Here is a 16,398-nt window from a genome sequence, read left to right as displayed (position 1 = left end):
GTGAGGGCCTCGACGAAGGACGCGTCGACGGCGACCTGGGTGTCGACGCCCTTGCTGAGGTCGGGGAGCGACGCGACGGGCTCGGTCGACGCAGCGGACGACGAGGACGACGGGGCGGCGGACGACGACGAGCCGGAGCCGGCGTCGGTCGAGGAGCAGGCGGCGAGGCTGAAGATGAGGGCGCCGGAGGCGACGATGCCGAAGGCGGACTTGGTGATGGTCTTGCGTGAGATGTTCACGATGGTTCTCCTTGTCTGTGGTTCCCGGTGGGGAGTTGACAAGGGTTCGCCACCCTCACGCAGAACGACAGGTTGCGTTACCTGAACGAGACATCAGCAGAGCGGAAGAACCGCCTCTTCCCGCCCGCCCTGAGTTCTGCCATCCTCACAGCCAGGAGGAGGCCGCGAACGTGAGTACTTACGAAAGCGCCCCCGACGCAGTGCCGGTCCGGATCGTTCCCTATGCAGCTCGTCGCCCCCTCGCAGAGCCAGCGACAGCAGTGCAGAACTCGCCTGATATGCCGGTGTCGTACGAGGACCTCATTAGGAATGCAGCCATCGACGCATCAACAGGTGGAGACGTACTTCCCGCCTGATCCTGCACCTCGTCGTTGGTGGGTCATTCCGGGAAAGGCTGTTGATGAATCCCGATAGTCGATCGGTCATCGAGATCAGTTTCGGATTGACCTATCGAGACAGCCTGCGCCCCGTAGATGCGGGGGAGTGGCTAGCGTCCGCCGATGGTCGCTGGCCGATCGGCTATCGGACGGGAGTCACGCGGGGATGCGAGCAGATTCTGCGTCGAGACGGTCAAGATCATCGGCCGAGAGCTCGAGCCTCATCGCGGCCAACAGTGCCTCAAGCTGCTCGGTCACCCGGGCGCTGGCGATTGGGGCAACCACGGTCGGCTTGGTCAAAAGCCACGCGATGGCCACGGTCGGCATCGTCACGTCGCGCGCCTCCGCGATCTCGTCTGCCACTTCGAGGACCTTCACGCTCTCGTCGTTCAGGTAGGCGGAGGCGAAGCCGCTTCGGGCGGAGTCGTCGAAGTCGTCCTTGCTGCGGTACTTGCCGGAGAGGAAGCCGCTGGCGAGGGCGAAGTACGGCATGACTCCGAGGTCGAACTGGGTCGCGACGGGTGCGAGCTCCGTCTCGAATTCGTGGCGCTTGACGAGGTTGTAGTGCGGCTGGAGAGCGATGGGGCGAGCGAAGCCGTTCTCGTCCGCGATGGCCATCCACTCGCGGATTCGTTCGGCCGAGTAGTTGGACAGCCCGACGTGGCGCACCTTGCCGGCCTGCACGAGGGCGTTGAACGCAGCAGCGGTCTCTTCCAGGGCGGTGTCCGGGTCGTCGCGGTGGGCGTAGTAGAGGTCGATGTGGTCCGTCTCCAGACGCTGGAGGGAGGCGTCCGCGGCGCGGGCGATGTTGTCGGCGCCGAGACCGCGGAACTCCGGGTGCTGGCCGACCTTTGTCGCCAGCACCACGTCCTCACGCCGGCCAGTCGTCGTGAACCATTCGCCGAGGACCGTCTCGGACTCGCCGCCGACGTTCCCCGGCGCGAACGCGGAGTAGACGTCGGCGGTGTCGATGAAGTTGCCGCCCGCAGCGGTGTAGGCGTCGAGGACTGCGAACGAGGTGTCGCGGTCTGACGTCCAGCCGAAGGTGTTGCCGCCCAGGCAGAGGGAGGAGACGTCGAGGTCAGAGGTGCCGATGCGGGTCATGGGTGTCCGTTCTTGGTGCTGGTCGTCGGTGTGGAGTGCTGCCCGATGTCGGGCTCAGAAGCCGCCGGCGTCGCGCACCGTGTAGTGCTCCTCGAGAGCGGTGATCTCCTCAGGAGTGAGGTCAATGTCGACGGCGGCGGCCGCGTCGTCGAGGTGGTGCGGCTTGGTGGCTCCGATGAGGGGTGCGGTAACCACGGGGTTGTTCAGAGCCCACGCCATCGCGATCTGCGCCATCGGCACGCCGCGGCCCTCAGCGACCCGCTGCACGGCGTCGATGACGGGGCGGTCGCGCTCAGTGTCGGCGAAAAAGGCGTTGCCGACGGGGTCGTCGGAGGAGCGCTTGGTCTGCTCACCGGCGGGGCGGGCGACGCGGCCCTTGGCGAGGGGGCTGTAGGGGATGCTGCCGACGCCTTGGTCGGCGAGCAGGCCGAACATCTCGCGCTCTTCCTCGCGGTAGAGCAGCGAGTACTGGTCCTGCATCGACACGAACCGGGTCCACCCGTGCAGGTCGGCCGCGTGCTGCATCTTGGCGAACTGCCAGGCCCACATCGCGGAGGCACCGATGTAGCGTGCCTTTCCGGCCTTGACGACGTCGTGGAGGGCTTCCATCGTCTCCTCGACAGGGGTCTCGGGGTCGAAGCGGTGGATCTGGTAGAGGTCGACGTAGTCGGTGCCGAGCCGCGTGAGGGACGCGTCGATCTGCTGCATGATCGCCTTCCGCGACAGGCCGGCAACGGTCAGGCCCGGGCTGGTGCCGGGGGCGTCCGAGAAGAAGGCCTTGGTGGCCAGGACGATCTCGTCGCGGTTGGTGAACTGGCGGAGGGCTTCGCCGACGATGCGCTCGGAGTCGCCGTAGGAGTAGACGTTGGCGGTGTCCCAGAAGGTGATGCCGTGGTCGAGGGCCTGCCGAAAGTAGGGCAGGGCGTCGTCCTGGGGGAGGGACCAGGGCAGGTGGCCGCTGGCGGGGTCTCCGAAGCTCATGCAGCCGAGCGCGATGCTGCTGACCTTGAGGCCGGAGTTGCCGAGTCGGGTGTACTTCATGGTGTTCCTCTCGATGGTGCGGCGCCGCGCAGGTGGTTCTGGACGTGGAGGAGCAGCGGGCGCCTGATCCTCCGGGTTCTGGGGCTCTAGGCCTGGGTGGCGGGGCGGAGCAGGATCTCGTTGATGGCGAGGTGCCGCGGCCGGGACAGGGTGAAAGCGATGACCTCGGCGATGTCGTCCGCGGTGACGGTGGCCTCGGCGTACATCTCGTTGACGCTGGTGTTCGTCTGCTCGTGCGTGATGTGGGTCGGCAGCTCCGTGGCCACGACACCGGGCTCGATGAGTGCGACGCGGACGGCGGGCTGCAGCTCCTGGCGGAGGGATTCCGACCAGCCGTTGATGCCCCACTTGGTGGCGGCGTAGACACCGTTGCTGGCGCGGGCGGTGCGGCCGGCGACGGAGGAGGTGTTGATGATGTCGCCTTCGCCGGAGGTGAGCTGATCGAGGAACACCTCGGTGGTGGTGATGGCCCCGAGGAGGTTGATCTCGATCATCTGGCGGTAGTCGTCGCGCTGGTCGGTGCTGAACGGGCCGAGCAACATGACGCCGGCGTTGTTGACCAGGACGGTGGCGCTGCCGAGCTCGTCACTGACGCGGTCGGCCGCGGCGACGAGGGAGTCGCGGTCGGTGACGTCGGCCTGGACAGCGAGGGCGCCGTCGCCGAGCTCGGCAGCGAGGGCATCGATCCGGTCGCCGCGGCGGGCGAGGAGGGCGACTGCGTAGTCGGCGGCGTGCAGGGCGCGGGCGGTGGCTTCACCGATGCCGGAGGAGGCGCCGGTGATGACCGCGACCCGGTCACGAGGAGTGCTGGTGGTGTTGCTCATGTGTGGTGCCTTTCGGGGTGGGTCACTCGGCGAAGACGGTCTTGGCGACCTGAATGGCAGACATGGCCTTGGGCCAGCCGGCGTAGAAGGCGAGCTGGATGATCGCCTCCTTGATCTCGGTCTCCGTGAGGCCGTTCTGACGTGCGAGGCGGAGGTGGTTGGGGAGCTGCTCGAACGCGCCGGAGGTGATGAGACTCGTCACGGTGATGAGGCTGCGGTCGCGCTTGGGCAGTTCCTGGCGCTCCCAGACGTCGCCAAAGAGGACGTCGTCGGTGAGGTCGACGAGCTTCGGGGCGAAGTCGCCGATGGCGCGCTGGGCGGGGGTCTGGTCGGGCATGCGGGTGCTCTCGTTCAGTGGTCGAGGTCGGCGTCGTTGCCGATCGTGGTCGTGGCAGGGGTGGCGGTGAGGCTGCCGAGGAGGGCGAGGCGTTCCTCGGTCGGTGACCCGGCCGCTGCGGTGCAGGCGTACATGCTCCAGCCCGGGCTGTCGGGCAGGTCGAACGCCTCGTAGGTGAACTCGAGGTCACCGACGTCCGGGTGATGGATCTGCTTGGCGCCGGTGCGGTGGTACCGGACGTCATGGGAGGCCCACCGGACGCGGAATTCGTCCGAGCGGGTGACGAGTTCGCCGATGAGGCCGGTGAGGGCCTTGTCGTGCGGGTCGCGGCCGGCCTCGGTGCGGAGGGTCGCGACGATGCTGCTCGCGCCCTGCTCCCACCCGGGGTAGTAGATCCGCGCGGCGGGATTGAGGAAAGTGAACAGGGCGTTGTTGCCGCGACTCGCGGGGTCGTCGAGGACCGGCGCGAGGAGGGCACGGCCGAGGGGATTGGTGGCGACGATGTCCATCTGCTTGTTCCGCACCCACGTGGGTGTGCCGGTGATGGTGTCGAGGAAACGCTGCAGGCTCGGCCTAACAGTGGACTGGGGCGCTTTGGGGCGCCGCCGGACCGGGGACGGGTTCGAGGCGCGAGCGAGGTTGTGGAGGTGCTCCGTCTCGGCCTCGTCGAGCTGCAGAGCCCGAGCGACGGCCTCGAGCACCTCGAGGGAGACACCGGCCAGGTGCCCGCGCTCCATGCGGGTGTAGTAGTCGCTGCTCGTCCCAGCGAGCATCGCGACCTCTTCTCGGCGCAGCCCTGCGACCCGACGGCGACCGCCGCTGATGAGTCCGGCTTGTTCCGGGGTGATCCGGGCGCGACGGGTGCGGAGGAAGTCGCTGGCCTCTGCTTGGTTGTCCATGCCGCCACCGTACGACCGGGTCGAGCGCGGTGGGAGTGTCTGCCAGACAGGGTATAAACCCTCACTCCCACACCCGTGAAGGCGCGAGTGTGATGGTCACATGCAGACAGTCACCCTCAACAACGGCATCGAAATGCCCATCCTCGGTTTCGGCGTCTTCCAGGTCGGCGCCGACGAGACCCAGAAGGCCGTCGAGAGCGCCCTCTCGGCCGGCTACCGCCTCCTCGACACCGCCGCCGCGTACGGCAACGAGGACGCCGTCGGCGCCGCGATCAAGGCCTCCGGCATCGCCCGCGACGAGCTGTTCATCACCACCAAGCTCTGGATCCAGGACGCCCCCGCGGAGGAGAACACCACCCGCGCGTTCGATGAGTCCCTGCAGAAGCTCGGCCTCGACTACCTCGACCTGTACCTGATGCACCAGCCCTTCGGCGATGTGTACGGGCAGTGGCGCGCCATGGAGAGGGCCAACAAGGAAGGCCGCGCCCGCGCCATCGGCGTCTCCAACTTCGCCGCCGACCGCCTCATCGACCTCATCGTCAACAACGAGATCGTCCCGGCCGTCAACCAGATCGAGACCCACCCCTTCAAGCAGAACAACGATTACCACGAGCTGCTGTCCAAGGAAGGCGTGCAGATCGAGTCGTGGGGCCCCTTCGCCGAGGGCAAGAACGGCCTCTTCACCAACGACGTCCTCACGAAGATCGGTGACGCCCACGGCAAGTCCGTCGCCCAGGTCGTCCTCCGCTACCTCACCCAGCGTCAGATCGTCGTGATCCCGAAGTCGGTGAACCCGGACCGCATGGCGCAGAACCTCGACGTCTTCGACTTCGAGCTCACGGCCGACGAGCTCGAGAGCATCAAGGCCCTCGACACCGGTGCGTCGCAGTTCTTCGACCACGCCGACCCCGAGACCGTCCGGCACCTCGCCGCCCGCCGGCTCAGCTAGTACCCCAGAGGGCGGGTGCGACGCAGTTGCCTGCGTCGCACCCGCCCTCTGTCGCTCCCCGCCCCGCACCACGAACGGCACCTCCCTCGACCACGGAAGCGACGCTCATGCCCCACGACCACGGTCACCCCCTCAGCCGCCGCACCGTCCTCCGCGGAGCCGGCCTCACCGCCGCCAGCCTCGCCGCCTGCACGACGTCACCACCGGCGCCTGTAGGGCCGGCTGCCCCTTCGACCTCGACAGGAACCCCCGTGAAGCCGTCCTCCCGTAGCCGCGTCCTCATGGCCTACTTCTCCCGCCCCGGCGAGAACTACTGGTACGGCGACCGCCGCACCCTCGAGACCGGCAACACCGAAGTCCTCGCCGGCATGATCAGCGACCGCATCGACTGCGACGTCTACCGGATCGAGGCCGCCGACCCCTACTCGGACGCCTACGACCCCACGGTCGCTCGCAATACCGAGGAACAAGACGCCGACGCACGCCCCGCGATCGCCGGCGCCCTCCCGGACCTCACCCAGTACGACACGGTGCTCCTCGGCAGCCCGATCTGGAACGTGCAGCCCCCGATGATCATGGCCACCTTCGTCGAGGCCGTCGACCTGGCAGGCAAGGACGTCCACCCGTTCGTCACCTACGCCGTCAGCGGTCTCGGCTCCACGGCACGCTTCTACCGCGACCTCGACACCGGCGCCCGCCTCCGTGACGGGCTCGCCGTGCAGGGCGAAGAAGTCGCCGACAGCGCCGCCGACCTCGACCAGTGGCTCTCTGCCGCTGGCCTCGCATGAAAGGCCCCACCATGACCGACCACCTGACCGTTCTCGTCGTCGGCGCCACCGGCAGCATCGGCCGCCACGTCGTCGCCACCTCCGTCGCCGCCGGGCACAGCACCCGCGCCCTCGCGCGCAACGCCTCCCGCGCACGTGGCCTCGACCCGGCCGCAGAGGTCGTCGTCGGTGACCTCACCGACGCCTCCACCCTCACCGCGGCTGTCGCAGGCATCGACGCCGTCGTCTTTACCCACGGCGACAACAGCAACGGCGAAGCCGTCAACTACGGCGCCGTCCGCAACGTCCTGCAGGTCCTCGACGGGCGTCCGGTCCGGATCGCGCTGATGACCACGGTCGGGGCGACCGTCCGGCACCCCAGCTCCGAGTGGAAGCGCCGAGGCGAACGCCTCGTCAGGGCCAGTGGCAACCGATACACGATCGTCCGCCCCGGATGGTTCGACTACAACGATGCCGACCAGCTGCAGGTCACCATGCGCCAGGGCGACACCCACCAGGCCGGCAACCCGGCCGATGGCGTCATCGCCCGGTACCAGATCGCCCGCGTCCTCGTCGACAGCCTCACCGACGACCGTGCTGACCACCGCACCCTCGAGCTCGTCGCCGAGCGCGGCCCCGAGCAGGACGACCTCGGCCCCGTCTTCGCAGTCCTCGACCCCGACCCTACGAGCTCACTGGATGGAGTCCACGACGAAGCGAACCTACCGCTCGAGGAGGAACCGGAACGAGTACGAGATGACCTCGACCGCATCCGAGCACGCCCCTAGGTCTCATCACGCGGAGCTGCTGCAACACGGCCGTGGTGCCGATGCATCGGCGTCGAAGCTACGAAAAACGATCGTCCCGATAGGGGATCCACCCTCGGGACAGCGGGCCACACTGGGCAGTACCTTGCGAGGAGTCTTGTCCACAGCCGACCTTTCGGCCCGCGAGGTTATTTCTCTTGATCGATACGGAGCCGCTGGTGCCTTTCAACATTCCTCGCTTTAGAAAGCTTATGGGCGTGGCCACGATCTTCTATTTTCTGGCTGCCGTCCTATTCATCGCCAAGGTCTTCAGTGACCTGCCGAATGTGCTCATGCTCCTAGGCGTGGGACTGATCGTGATCGGCATCTACTTCAATGTTCGAGCCGTGGCTGAGATGCGACGCTAGAAACCGTTGCTTCACGAAACCGACCTAGAGGGGAACGCTCTGCGTCCCGATAGCCGATCGGCTAGTGGTGATGGATCGTTGCAGCTCGCCTCTCGGCGCCTGACTCTTGCGATGGGGTGATCGGCTGTCCCGTTCTTATGGTGGAGAACAGCAGGGCGAGCAGCGAAAGCAGGCTGATGCCGCTCGCCCAGAGCAACACCATGTACCACGGGGTGCGGAGTCCACCTGAGACCCCGAAGGCGTCAGCCATGTCCATGCCGAGCGGGAAAGCGGCGAAGAACGAGACGGGGGCTCCCAGGACCAGCAAGCCGAGGTGCAGGGTCGCGATGGTGCTCAGCTGGAGCCGAGCCCGGCGCCCCACGGTGCTGGCCACTGCTGAGAGCCCGACCCCAACCAGGCCTAGAACCACGAGTGACCAGGTCAGTGCGGTGAGGTCGCTACCGAAGTGATCGAGTCCCTGCGCTATCTCAGTTCTCGTGAGGCCCGGGACGGCTGCTTGGGGCTCCAACCAGCCGAGGGACACGACCATGATGCCGGCGTAGAGGGCTACGAGGAGCGGCCCTCCGAGGATCACGGTACGTGTTCGCATGAGGTGACTGTAGGTCCCGCTTGTGCGCCAACGCGTCCATCAGGCGATTGATCCTGTCCCGATAGACGATCCTGCTCGGGGCGGTTCGCACGCCGCGCGCTGTAAAGGCGCTTAGCTGAGCATCCGAGCCATGTTGGGCTCCGAGATTTGGGAGAGAGCCGATGAGTCTGACGATTCTGGAAGACCGAAAAGTGTGGGGTTCCATCCCCCGTGAGATCACGTATGGCGCTGCGACTGTCGCTGGGTTGTGCACGGGCATGCTGGTCTTCGCTGCGGTCGTCACGGGCATGTGGATCTTCTGGCCCGTTGCTGCGCTCGGGGCCGTGGCTGGAGCCATGCTCCTAAAGGTCACGTTCTACCTCAAAGCCCTGCCGTACGAGGCCTACGACGCCTCTCTTAAGTCCGAGAACCAAGACTGAGGCTTCGCGCCCGTTAGGGGATCCCCGCGCGGGAATGCGCCATGGCGGCGGAGGCGGCTCGTTCCTCGGCATGACGTCCCCGTGAGTCAGGCCGCGACGGCGCCGAAGCTTCGGAGGATGAACCCGCCGACGACAACCACGACGGTGAGTGCAATGCCCCAGCCGAATACGCGCCATCCGAAGGACTTCATACTCGACCCTATCGAGGAACGATCCGCCATCGGTTTCGTGGCGCGAAGCGGGATCGTTGTCGCTGCATCGTCGATCGCACTCACCGCGACATCATCAAAGAGTCGCAGTAGACGATCGGCCAACGGTCCTAGAGGGCTGCCCCTCTGTGCCGGCGCGCAGCAACACCTGAGCTCTGCAAGTGGCAGGCTCCGTTCATGCAGCAGAGGCGTCGCGGGACGATCTTGATCCTTGTCGGACTCATTCTCGGACCGACCATGATCGGCGTGGGCCTTGCTGGTCTCGGTCGGTCTCCGGCGCTATATGGCTGGTCGTGATTGGCGCTCCGCTGACCCTGATCGCTCTTTACCGCTCCTACGTATCGCGGCGGAGGGATGAATCCACTGGTGCCCGGTAGGAGATCAGTCAGCGGCCAATTGGTCCTCTGGTGATCACGTTGGCCAGAGAGCTCATTCTTTAGGGCCCCGCTATGAGGGTGACGAGCACGAAGAGTGCCGGTACGCAGACGAACCCGAAGAGGGCTGAGCCGATGGCCCATAGGCCCTTGCTGGTTTCGCCGATCTTTCGGTCGAGGAGTGCTGCGAGTGTGCCCCCGAAAGCCAGGAGGGGAGGGAGGGGTAGGAGGAACAACGCAAGTCGCGCGCCGCCCGAGACGTAGGGACTGGGCAGCAGAGGGAGCAAGACGAGGAATACGAAAGCTGCTGCGAGAAGCGCAGCAGCGATGCGAGGGACCCGTCGCTGCTGCTGAAGGCGAGACTGGGTGCCGTCATCGGAGGACATGACCCATCATCTCTCTGAATCGGTGACAGCTAGGTCGCAAGACTTGGTCTGCCCGATTGAGGATCGGCCACCGGTCCACTTCTAGACTGGCGCGGTGACGCGAGTGGGTGCGGTCGGCTTCGACCTCGACGGGACGCTGTTCGATCACTACGGTTCAGCCCGATCCGCCGCGGTCCACTTCCTCGGCTCGCTCGGTGTGGTCGCGTCAGACTCGACGCTTGCTAGCTGGTTCGCCGCCGAAGAGCTGCACTTCGAGCGTTGGCGGTCGGGTGAGATCAGCTTCTTGGAGCAGCGCCGTGAGCGGCTGCGCTCTGTCCTCCCGCCGCTCGGGGTGGATGTCCCTGCGGGCGAGGTCGATGTCGACGGGCTGTTCGGCGGTTATCTGCGGGCGTACGAGTCGTCATGGCGGGCATTCCCCGATGCGCTTCCACTTCTTCAGAACTTGCGCGCGTCCGGTCATCGCATCGGGCTGCTGACGAACGGGACGGAGGCTCAGCAGCTAGCAAAGCTCCGGCGTACAGGTCTCCTCGTCGAGTTCGATGTCGTTTGCACGTCTGAGCGCGTCGGTTTCGCAAAGCCCGACGTGAGGGCCTTCGCCGTTCTCGCCTCTGAGCTCGGAGTCGAGCCGGAGGCATGCCTGTTCGTCGGCGACGATCCGGTGAAGGACGTTGACGGAGCCAGGGCAGCCGGGATGCAGGCGCTGCTGGTCGACGGCCACGGGCGCCGCGAGCTTCCGATCGGTGAGTTGGTCCGGTCCGTGATCGCCAGGTCTGCGGATGCCCAATAGCCGATCCGTGCCCGTACGCGTGTGATGGGCCGGCTCCAATGCGGTCACGCGGAGACAATCTAGGGAAGGGTATGAGCTAATCCGAAGGAGTCCCCCCGATGGCGCGTTTCCGCTCCCTGCCGCTTCGAGCGCTCCTGCCCTTGCTCTTCGTCCTCCTGGCTGCCTTGTGGCTGGGCATCGGTGTCGTCGTCATGCCGGCCGAACAGCCCGTGATTGCCCGTCTCATCAGCACGGTCGTCTACGCGGGTGCAATGACGGCCTTTCTCGGAGTGGTCATCAGTCGTGCTCGGCGTCGTGCCGGCGGTGTTGATGAGCTTTCCCGGATGCAGGCTGCGGTGAAGGCCGGCGCCCTTCCTTTGGACGTCGACTCGTCGACATGGATCCCGATGCTCGAGAAGTGGCGGGACCAGAACCGTAGATCGAGGTGGCTGGCACCTGTCGTGTTCACGGGCTTCATCGCGCTCAGCCTCTGGCTCGCTTCTACAGCGGGTCCGGTCTGGTTCGTCCTCGCTCTCGTCTTCCTTGCTTTGCTCATCGTGTCGACGGTCAGCGCCTGGCGGGGCTACGACAGGCTCACCCGCATACTCGACGAGTTGCGACATAGGGAGCCGCACGCCCGATAGGGGATTGCCTCGGCTAAGCCATTACTCAGCCGTCTACGCGTGACTCCTGCGAGCCATCCAGGTGTGAACATCGCCGCAACTAAGGCTTATTGGCAAGGAAGCTCCGTAGTCCAATCACGAACAGAGCGCACGAAGGCCCAATGAGCAATAGGCCGACCAGCCAGACCGGCAGGCCTCGAGTCGTGATGCCTGACCAATTGGGGTTAAAGATGAGCCAGGCCACGCCAAAGGCCCCGAGCCCCAGACCGAAGACCATCGTCCCGATGTTTTGCTTCTCGGTTCGCGGTTCTGGTGGCTTTCCCTGCGGCATAGACCGATCCAACCATGAGGCCTAGGAGCGGTGTCCCGTTAGACGATCGATAGCCGGGCGTCACCGGCTCGTGTGATGGCTTCGCTGTCGGTCATCACAGGGTTGTGCGAGCGGTCCGGGGCGCTCAGGTGGCCGATGAGTCGGACCAGACAGCCTTCGCGCCCGAGTCGCCGATGCGGACGGTCGTGACGATCCCGCCGATGCTGGTGCCGACGACCAGCACCGTCAGCACGGCGCCGACGCCCAGGCGCACGTCGCGCCGGAGGGCCGGCCGCGGGCGGCGCGCCTCCGGCGTGAGCACCCAGTGCTGCCACGCCCACTGCGCCACGGCGACGACGAACACCGCGATCGCCCACGGCAGCAGGGTGTCGCCCAGCTGCGCATGGGCCTCGAGCAGTGCGCTCGGGCCGACCCGCGCCTCCAGCGCCTCGCCGGAGGACGTCGCGAGGGGGACAGCGACCAGCGAGACGAGGGCGACGAGGGGGGTGACGACGCCCAGCCGCCGACGGAGGCCGGGCCAGAACGCCCCGACGAGGATCAGCAGCGACGCCGTGGGGAAGGCCACGGTGACGAGGTGGACGACGAGGGGGTGCACGGGGAGGCCGTTGATCTGCCAGTCCACGGGGTCTTCTTTCTCGAGCGGCGGGGCAGGGGGAGTCAAACGCGCAGCGCGGGTCGCGCCGGCCGTCGCACCGTGAGGACGACGACGAGAGCGGCGATCGCCGCGAGGAACACGACGCTCGTGACGGTCGACCCGAGGCCGAGCCCGCCGTCGGCGACCGGCTGCGACAGGAAGTCCCCGACGGAGGCGCCGAGCGGCCGGGTGAGGACGTACGCCGCCCAGAACGCGAGCACCGACCCGACGCCGGCGAACCGGTGCGCCAGGGCGACGACGGCGATGGCCGCGGCGAACAGCAGCGCCGAGGGTAGGTAGCCGAGAGCCAGCTGCTCGCCGAGGAGGTCGCCGACGGCCGTGCCGAGCGCGAACGTCATCAGCACCGCCGCCCAGTAGAAGGCCTCGCGACGCGGAGTCGTGACCTCGTGGATCGACAGCGTGCCCTCGACGCGGTGCCACACGACGAACACGACGGCCAGCGCCACCGCGAAGACCGCCGTCGACACCCACAGGCTCACGCCGAGCGAGTCGGTCAGGGTGTCGGTGAGCAGCGTCCCGACGACGCTGATCAGCACGACCGCGAGCCAGTAGACGACGGGCACGTAGGTCCTCGCCCGGAACTGCACCGCGAGCGCCACGACGAGAAGGCCCGCCGTCGCGACGCTCGTCAAGGTCAGCCCCAGGCCTAGGCCGTCGGCGAGGAAGTCGGCGAACGTCTCGCCGACGGTGGTGCAGAGCACCTTGATCCCCCAGAACGCGAGGGTGATCTCGGGGACCTTGTTCAGCAGGGCCCGGCGGTCGGGAGCCGTGGCCCCGGTCGGAACAGCGCGTGTCGTCATCCGACGACGGTCGCGGGTCGCCTCCCAGAAATCCCCCAGGGGCCGAGACGAGGAGGCGCGGGTCGGCCCGCCAGGGCATCTGGGCGGTTTCTGGGACCTTCGGGCGGAGCCTTCGTGCATGACCGTCCTGCACCGTCCGCCCTCGTCGGCGCTCCCTCGCGGCCGCACCGCGCCTCCTCTGTTCCCCGCCGTCCGCGCGGTCGTGCACGACCGGGCGTGGGCGGCGTGGGGCGCGACCGGCGTCGTCGGCGTCGTCGTCGCGGGGCTGCTCATCGACTCGGGTGCCGGCGGCGTGGACGAGGTTGACCTCGACCTCGTCCAGCACGCCAGCCGTGCCCACGTGCCGGTGCTCGACCAGGCGGCGCTGCTCGTCGACCGGCTGCTCGGCCCGCAGCTGGGCGCAGCCCTCGTGCTGTTGCTGGCCGTCGCGGTGTGGGTGGTCACCCGTCGGGCGACCGCCGCCCTGACGGCCCTCGGCGTCGCGGTCGGTCCGTGGGCCGCTGCCGAGCTGGTCAAGCTCGTCGTGCAGCGCGACCGCCCCGCCCCGGGACTCCTCGCCGACCCGCTGATCGTCGAGCCGCACTCCTTCTCGTTCCCCAGCGGGCACACCGCCCTCGCGACCGGGCTCGCACTCGCGCTGGTCCTGCTCGCCTGGGGGTGCCGCCGCGCACTGGTCGTCATCGCCGTCTGCGCGGCGTCGGTGGCGGTCGTCGGGCTGTCGCGCGTCTGGGTGGGCGTTCACTGGCCGAGCGACACGGTCGCCTCGGCCGTGCTCGGCTGCTCGGTGGTGGCGCTGGCCCTGCCGCCGTGGCTGCGCCTCCTCGACCGGATCGAGCAGCGCTCGGGGGCGGGCCACCCCGTCCGGCCGTCGGCGCCGAACTTCTCCACGACCACCGACCCAGGACGGACCCGCTGATGAGCATCCTCGACCCCCAGACCCTCCTCGCCGGCATGGGCCCGTGGGCCCTCGGCGGCCTGTCGCTGATGATCTTCGTCGAGTCGGGCCTGCTGTTCCCGTTCCTGCCCGGCGACTCGCTGCTGGTCACCGCTGGCCTGCTGCACCAGAGCCTCGGCCTCAGCGTCGCGGTGATCGCGCTCTGCGCGTTCCTCGCAGCGGCGGCTGGCGACCAGGTCGGGTTCTTCCTCGGACACCGGTTCGGGCGCCGCTGGTTCCGCCCCGACGCCCGCGTGCTGAAGACCGCGCACCTCGAGCAGGCCGAGGCGTTCTTCGAGCGGCACGGAGGCAAGGCGCTCGTCCTCGGCCGGTTCGTGCCCGTCGTCCGCACCTTCGTTCCCCTGGCCGCCGGCACGAGCGGCTACCCGTATCGCAAGTTCATCGTCTGGAACCTCACCGGCGCTCTCCTCTGGGCCGTCGGCATGACCGTGCTCGGATCGCTGCTGGGTGGCCTACCGTTCGTGGCAGACCACATCGACCTGCTCGCCGTCGGGCTCGTCGTCGTGTCGGTGCTACCGATCGTGGTCACGGCCCTGCGGCGCTCGCGCGCCGCTCGGGCCGGGAGGACGGCCGCAGCGACGACGACGAGGGACGAGGAGGCGGTGGGTGACCGGTCCTGACGCGCGCCCGCGCCTCCTGCTGGTCGAGGACGACGCGGAGCTCGGCCCCATCGTGGCCGACGTGCTCGGCGAGGCCTGGCAGGTCGACCTCGTGGTCGACGGCCGACGAGGGCTCGAGGCCGCGCGGGCAGGCGTCCACGCGGTGCTCGTCGTCGACCGACGCCTTCCCGGGCTCGACGGCACCGAGCTGGTGGCGGCCCTGCGGTGCGAGCACGTGACGACGCCGGTGCTCATGCTGACCGCGCTCGGCACCACGGCCGACCGGGTGGCCGGGCTGGACGGCGGCGCGGACGACTACCTCGTCAAGCCGTTCGAGTTCGACGAGCTGTTCGCCCGGCTGCGCGCGCTGACCCGGTCGTTCGCCGCCGAGGAGCGCTGGCTCGACATCGGCGAGGCGCGCTTGTTCCCCGAGAGCCGCATCGTCGTCACGCCCTGGTCGAGTCGCGTGGTGCTGAGCGAGCGCGAGAGCGCGCTGCTCGCCGAGCTGGCCGGGCGACCCGACCACACCTTCGACCGGGCGGACCTGCTCGCGCGTTTGTTCCCGCACGGCGAGCAGGTCGGCACCGTCGACACCTACGTCAGCTACCTGCGGCGGAAGATCGACCGTGACGTCGTGCTGACCGTGCGGGGACGCGGCTACCGGGTGGGCGCCCTGTGAGCGGACGGCGCGGGCGAGTGCGGACGGGCGCCCAGGCCCTCCCCGATCCGGAGGCCGCGGCCCTGCAAGCCGCTGCCCGGTCGATCGGGCGACAGATAGTGCTCGTCTCGGGCCTCGTCGTCGTGGGCGCCCTCGCGCTGACGATCGCGTGGGTGCTGCACCAGACCGTCCCGCAGGAGAGGCTCGAGCAGGTTGTCGCCGCGGGCCAGGGCGAGGTCTTCGTTTCGGCCACGGACGTCGTGGCCGGCCTCGTCGTGCTGGGAGTCGCCGGCGTCGTCTTCGCCGGGCTCGTCACGGTCGTCATCGCCCGACGCGCCGTCCGGCCGCTCGGTGAGGCCCTGCGCCTGCAGCGGCAGTTCGTCGCCGACGCGAGCCACGAGCTTCGCACGCCCCTCACCGTGCTCGACGCCCGCCTCCAGGCGCTGCAGCGGAAAATCGCAGGAGGCGATGCCTCCGCCGACGCGCACGTCACATCGGATCTGGCGAGACTCCGCGACGACTCGCGAGCCCTGATCGACATCGTGGGCGACCTGCTCGAGGCAGCGGGAGACGACCCTGCTGGCCCGGCTGTCGTGCCCGAGCCGGTGCGCCTCGACGACGTGGTCGTGGAGGTCCTGCGGTCGATGTCGGTGCTCGCCGACGAGCGCGACGTGACCTTGCGGCACGACAGCACTACCGCCCCGTGGGTCCGAGTGCCGCGCGCGAGCCTCCGACGGGCGGTGCTGGCCCTGGTCGACAACGCGCTCGGCCACGCGCCCCCAGGCTCGACCGTCACGCTGTCGACCCGGCACGAGCGTGGCTCGGCCGTGCTCGCGGTCACCGACGAGGGGCCAGGGATCACGGGGATCGAGCCAACGCGGGTCTTTGACCGGTTTGCTCGGTCGGAGCCAGCAGAAGGAGCCTCGTGGCGTGCCAGCGGCGACACCCGACCGAGCTTCGGAATCGGTCTCGCCCTCGTCAGGGAGATCGCCCTACGACACGGAGGAAGCGTCCGGGTCGCCTCGACCTCTGCCACGGGTACGACGCTCGAGCTGGTCTTGCCGGTCCCGGCTTGCACGACCTGACGCTAACGGTCCAGCGTGTTCCGATAGGGGATCGCTCACCTGCTCTACACGGGCCGATTCCAGAGGTTCTGCATCGCGTCGTCGGACAGCGACTTCCCCCGGCTTGCCTCTCGTATCCGAGAGGAAGGGATCACCGTCTACGGGTTCGGGGAGCGCAAGACGCCGACATCGTTCCGGAACGCCTGCGACCAGGTCACCTACTTCGATGTCCTCGGCGTCACCGAGGGGGAAACCGCCC

Annotated in this window: 20 protein-coding genes and 1 pseudogene; 11 read left to right on the top strand and 10 right to left on the bottom strand. The window is 68.2% G+C overall.

What is annotated here, in order from left to right:
• The 6 genes and pseudogenes from EDF20_RS06400 to EDF20_RS06375 form a co-directional block, all read right to left on the bottom strand.
• A pseudogene (locus EDF20_RS06400) lies at nucleotides 1-239 on the bottom strand (hypothetical protein); the annotation flags it as partial.
• A gap of 533 nt (nucleotides 240-772) precedes the next feature.
• Nucleotides 773-1,720 (bottom strand): aldo/keto reductase, encoded by a 948-nt coding sequence (locus tag EDF20_RS06395; RefSeq protein ID WP_133738037.1) that lies wholly within the window; start codon nucleotides 1,718-1,720, stop codon nucleotides 773-775.
• Between the two features lie 54 nt (nucleotides 1,721-1,774).
• Nucleotides 1,775-2,761: an aldo/keto reductase gene (locus EDF20_RS06390; RefSeq protein WP_133738036.1), complete on the bottom strand. Its 987-nt coding sequence runs from the start codon at nucleotides 2,759-2,761 to the stop codon at nucleotides 1,775-1,777.
• 86 nt (nucleotides 2,762-2,847) lie between these two features.
• Nucleotides 2,848-3,585 (bottom strand): SDR family oxidoreductase, encoded by a 738-nt coding sequence (locus EDF20_RS06385; RefSeq protein ID WP_133738035.1) that lies wholly within the window; start codon nucleotides 3,583-3,585, stop codon nucleotides 2,848-2,850.
• A gap of 22 nt (nucleotides 3,586-3,607) precedes the next feature.
• Entirely contained in the window at nucleotides 3,608-3,922 is a 315-nt protein-coding gene (locus EDF20_RS06380) for a carboxymuconolactone decarboxylase family protein (protein WP_133738034.1), read from the bottom strand.
• A gap of 14 nt (nucleotides 3,923-3,936) precedes the next feature.
• Entirely contained in the window at nucleotides 3,937-4,821 is an 885-nt protein-coding gene (locus EDF20_RS06375; RefSeq protein ID WP_133738033.1) for a helix-turn-helix transcriptional regulator, read from the bottom strand.
• Between the two features lie 100 nt (nucleotides 4,822-4,921).
• Between EDF20_RS06375 and EDF20_RS06370 the strand changes: the two genes are divergently transcribed.
• From EDF20_RS06370 to EDF20_RS15630, 4 genes are all read left to right on the top strand, one after another.
• Nucleotides 4,922-5,770: an aldo/keto reductase gene (locus EDF20_RS06370; protein ID WP_133738032.1), complete on the top strand. Its 849-nt coding sequence runs from the start codon at nucleotides 4,922-4,924 to the stop codon at nucleotides 5,768-5,770.
• 251 nt (nucleotides 5,771-6,021) lie between these two features.
• On the top strand, nucleotides 6,022-6,558 hold the full coding sequence (locus EDF20_RS06365; RefSeq protein ID WP_243833387.1) for a flavodoxin: 537 nt from the start codon (nucleotides 6,022-6,024) through the stop codon (nucleotides 6,556-6,558).
• An 11-nt stretch (nucleotides 6,559-6,569) separates the two neighbouring features.
• The gene (locus EDF20_RS06360) at nucleotides 6,570-7,325 is read left to right on the top strand and encodes an SDR family oxidoreductase (protein ID WP_133738030.1); all 756 of its coding nucleotides are present in this window, start codon (nucleotides 6,570-6,572) and stop codon (nucleotides 7,323-7,325) included.
• Between the two features lie 236 nt (nucleotides 7,326-7,561).
• Nucleotides 7,562-7,711, top strand: coding sequence for a hypothetical protein (locus tag EDF20_RS15630; protein WP_158614630.1), 150 nt, complete (start codon nucleotides 7,562-7,564; stop codon nucleotides 7,709-7,711).
• 61 nt (nucleotides 7,712-7,772) lie between these two features.
• Here EDF20_RS15630 and EDF20_RS06355 read toward each other — a convergent pair whose 3' ends face one another.
• On the bottom strand, nucleotides 7,773-8,300 hold the full coding sequence (locus EDF20_RS06355; protein ID WP_133738029.1) for a hypothetical protein: 528 nt from the start codon (nucleotides 8,298-8,300) through the stop codon (nucleotides 7,773-7,775).
• A 161-nt stretch (nucleotides 8,301-8,461) separates the two neighbouring features.
• On the opposite strand from EDF20_RS06355, the gene EDF20_RS06350 reads away from it, so the two are divergent.
• Nucleotides 8,462-8,719: a hypothetical protein gene (locus EDF20_RS06350; RefSeq protein ID WP_133738028.1), complete on the top strand. Its 258-nt coding sequence runs from the start codon at nucleotides 8,462-8,464 to the stop codon at nucleotides 8,717-8,719.
• An 86-nt stretch (nucleotides 8,720-8,805) separates the two neighbouring features.
• On the opposite strand, the gene EDF20_RS06345 is transcribed toward EDF20_RS06350, so the two are convergent.
• Entirely contained in the window at nucleotides 8,806-8,994 is a 189-nt protein-coding gene (locus EDF20_RS06345) for a hypothetical protein (RefSeq protein WP_133738027.1), read from the bottom strand.
• Between the two features lie 788 nt (nucleotides 8,995-9,782).
• Here EDF20_RS06345 and EDF20_RS06340 point away from each other — a divergent pair.
• Together EDF20_RS06340 and EDF20_RS06335 are read left to right on the top strand one after the other, a co-directional pair.
• The gene (locus EDF20_RS06340; protein WP_133738026.1) at nucleotides 9,783-10,475 is read left to right on the top strand and encodes an HAD family hydrolase; all 693 of its coding nucleotides are present in this window, start codon (nucleotides 9,783-9,785) and stop codon (nucleotides 10,473-10,475) included.
• Nucleotides 10,476-10,573: 98 nt separating this feature from the next.
• Entirely contained in the window at nucleotides 10,574-11,098 is a 525-nt protein-coding gene (locus tag EDF20_RS06335) for a hypothetical protein (RefSeq protein ID WP_133738025.1), read from the top strand.
• Between the two features lie 434 nt (nucleotides 11,099-11,532).
• Here the strand turns inward: EDF20_RS06335 and EDF20_RS06330 are convergent, their stop codons facing one another.
• Both EDF20_RS06330 and EDF20_RS06325 read right to left on the bottom strand, forming a co-directional pair.
• Complete coding sequence (locus tag EDF20_RS06330) at nucleotides 11,533-12,030, bottom strand: DUF2231 domain-containing protein (RefSeq protein ID WP_133738024.1); 498 nt, start codon at nucleotides 12,028-12,030, stop codon at nucleotides 11,533-11,535.
• A 35-nt stretch (nucleotides 12,031-12,065) separates the two neighbouring features.
• Nucleotides 12,066-12,863 carry a hypothetical protein gene (locus EDF20_RS06325; protein WP_133738023.1) on the bottom strand — a complete coding sequence of 266 codons (798 nt, stop codon included), beginning with the start codon at nucleotides 12,861-12,863 and terminating at the stop codon, nucleotides 12,066-12,068.
• Between the two features lie 118 nt (nucleotides 12,864-12,981).
• Here EDF20_RS06325 and EDF20_RS06320 point away from each other — a divergent pair, with 118 nt between their 5' ends.
• From EDF20_RS06320 to EDF20_RS06305, 4 genes are read left to right on the top strand one after another with little or no spacing between them, the layout of a single operon-like run.
• Complete coding sequence (locus EDF20_RS06320; protein ID WP_123546902.1) at nucleotides 12,982-13,779, top strand: phosphatase PAP2 family protein; 798 nt, start codon at nucleotides 12,982-12,984, stop codon at nucleotides 13,777-13,779.
• Nucleotides 13,779-14,438: a VTT domain-containing protein gene (locus tag EDF20_RS06315; RefSeq protein ID WP_123546901.1), complete on the top strand. Its 660-nt coding sequence runs from the start codon at nucleotides 13,779-13,781 to the stop codon at nucleotides 14,436-14,438. Before EDF20_RS06320 ends, EDF20_RS06315 begins: the two co-directional genes overlap by 1 nt.
• Nucleotides 14,425-15,096 carry a response regulator transcription factor gene (locus EDF20_RS06310; RefSeq protein WP_123546900.1) on the top strand — a complete coding sequence of 224 codons (672 nt, stop codon included), beginning with the start codon at nucleotides 14,425-14,427 and terminating at the stop codon, nucleotides 15,094-15,096. Before EDF20_RS06315 ends, EDF20_RS06310 begins: the two co-directional genes overlap by 14 nt.
• A 17-nt stretch (nucleotides 15,097-15,113) precedes the next feature.
• A complete protein-coding gene (locus EDF20_RS06305) occupies nucleotides 15,114-16,160 on the top strand; it encodes a HAMP domain-containing sensor histidine kinase (RefSeq protein WP_133738022.1) in 1,047 nt (348 codons plus the stop codon).
• Nucleotides 16,161-16,398: the final 238 nt, after the last annotated feature.

The sequence above is a fragment of the Frigoribacterium sp. PhB116 genome, assembly GCF_004364285.1.
Taxonomy (GTDB): Bacteria; Actinomycetota; Actinomycetes; order Actinomycetales; family Microbacteriaceae; genus Frigoribacterium.
This window is presented reverse-complemented; position numbering and strand designations above follow the sequence as displayed.

What these genes read in the sequence shown, in the direction of transcription:
- EDF20_RS06380 (WP_133738034.1), bottom strand. Translation starts at nt 3,922, where the DNA reads ATGCCCGACCAGACCCCCGCCCAGCGCGCCATCGGCGACTTCGCCCCG.
- EDF20_RS06320 (WP_123546902.1), top strand. Translation starts at nt 12,982, where the DNA reads ATGACCGTCCTGCACCGTCCGCCCTCGTCGGCGCTCCCTCGCGGCCGC.
- EDF20_RS06385 (WP_133738035.1), bottom strand. Translation starts at nt 3,585, where the DNA reads ATGAGCAACACCACCAGCACTCCTCGTGACCGGGTCGCGGTCATCACC.
- EDF20_RS06350 (WP_133738028.1), top strand. Translation starts at nt 8,462, where the DNA reads ATGAGTCTGACGATTCTGGAAGACCGAAAAGTGTGGGGTTCCATCCCC.
- EDF20_RS06355 (WP_133738029.1), bottom strand. Translation starts at nt 8,300, where the DNA reads ATGCGAACACGTACCGTGATCCTCGGAGGGCCGCTCCTCGTAGCCCTC.
- EDF20_RS06315 (WP_123546901.1), top strand. Translation starts at nt 13,779, where the DNA reads ATGAGCATCCTCGACCCCCAGACCCTCCTCGCCGGCATGGGCCCGTGG.
- EDF20_RS06325 (WP_133738023.1), bottom strand. Translation starts at nt 12,863, where the DNA reads ATGACGACACGCGCTGTTCCGACCGGGGCCACGGCTCCCGACCGCCGG.
- EDF20_RS06375 (WP_133738033.1), bottom strand. Translation starts at nt 4,821, where the DNA reads ATGGACAACCAAGCAGAGGCCAGCGACTTCCTCCGCACCCGTCGCGCC.
- EDF20_RS06395 (WP_133738037.1), bottom strand. Translation starts at nt 1,720, where the DNA reads ATGACCCGCATCGGCACCTCTGACCTCGACGTCTCCTCCCTCTGCCTG.
- EDF20_RS06335 (WP_133738025.1), top strand. Translation starts at nt 10,574, where the DNA reads ATGGCGCGTTTCCGCTCCCTGCCGCTTCGAGCGCTCCTGCCCTTGCTC.
- EDF20_RS06370 (WP_133738032.1), top strand. Translation starts at nt 4,922, where the DNA reads ATGCAGACAGTCACCCTCAACAACGGCATCGAAATGCCCATCCTCGGT.
- EDF20_RS06360 (WP_133738030.1), top strand. Translation starts at nt 6,570, where the DNA reads ATGACCGACCACCTGACCGTTCTCGTCGTCGGCGCCACCGGCAGCATC.
- EDF20_RS06390 (WP_133738036.1), bottom strand. Translation starts at nt 2,761, where the DNA reads ATGAAGTACACCCGACTCGGCAACTCCGGCCTCAAGGTCAGCAGCATC.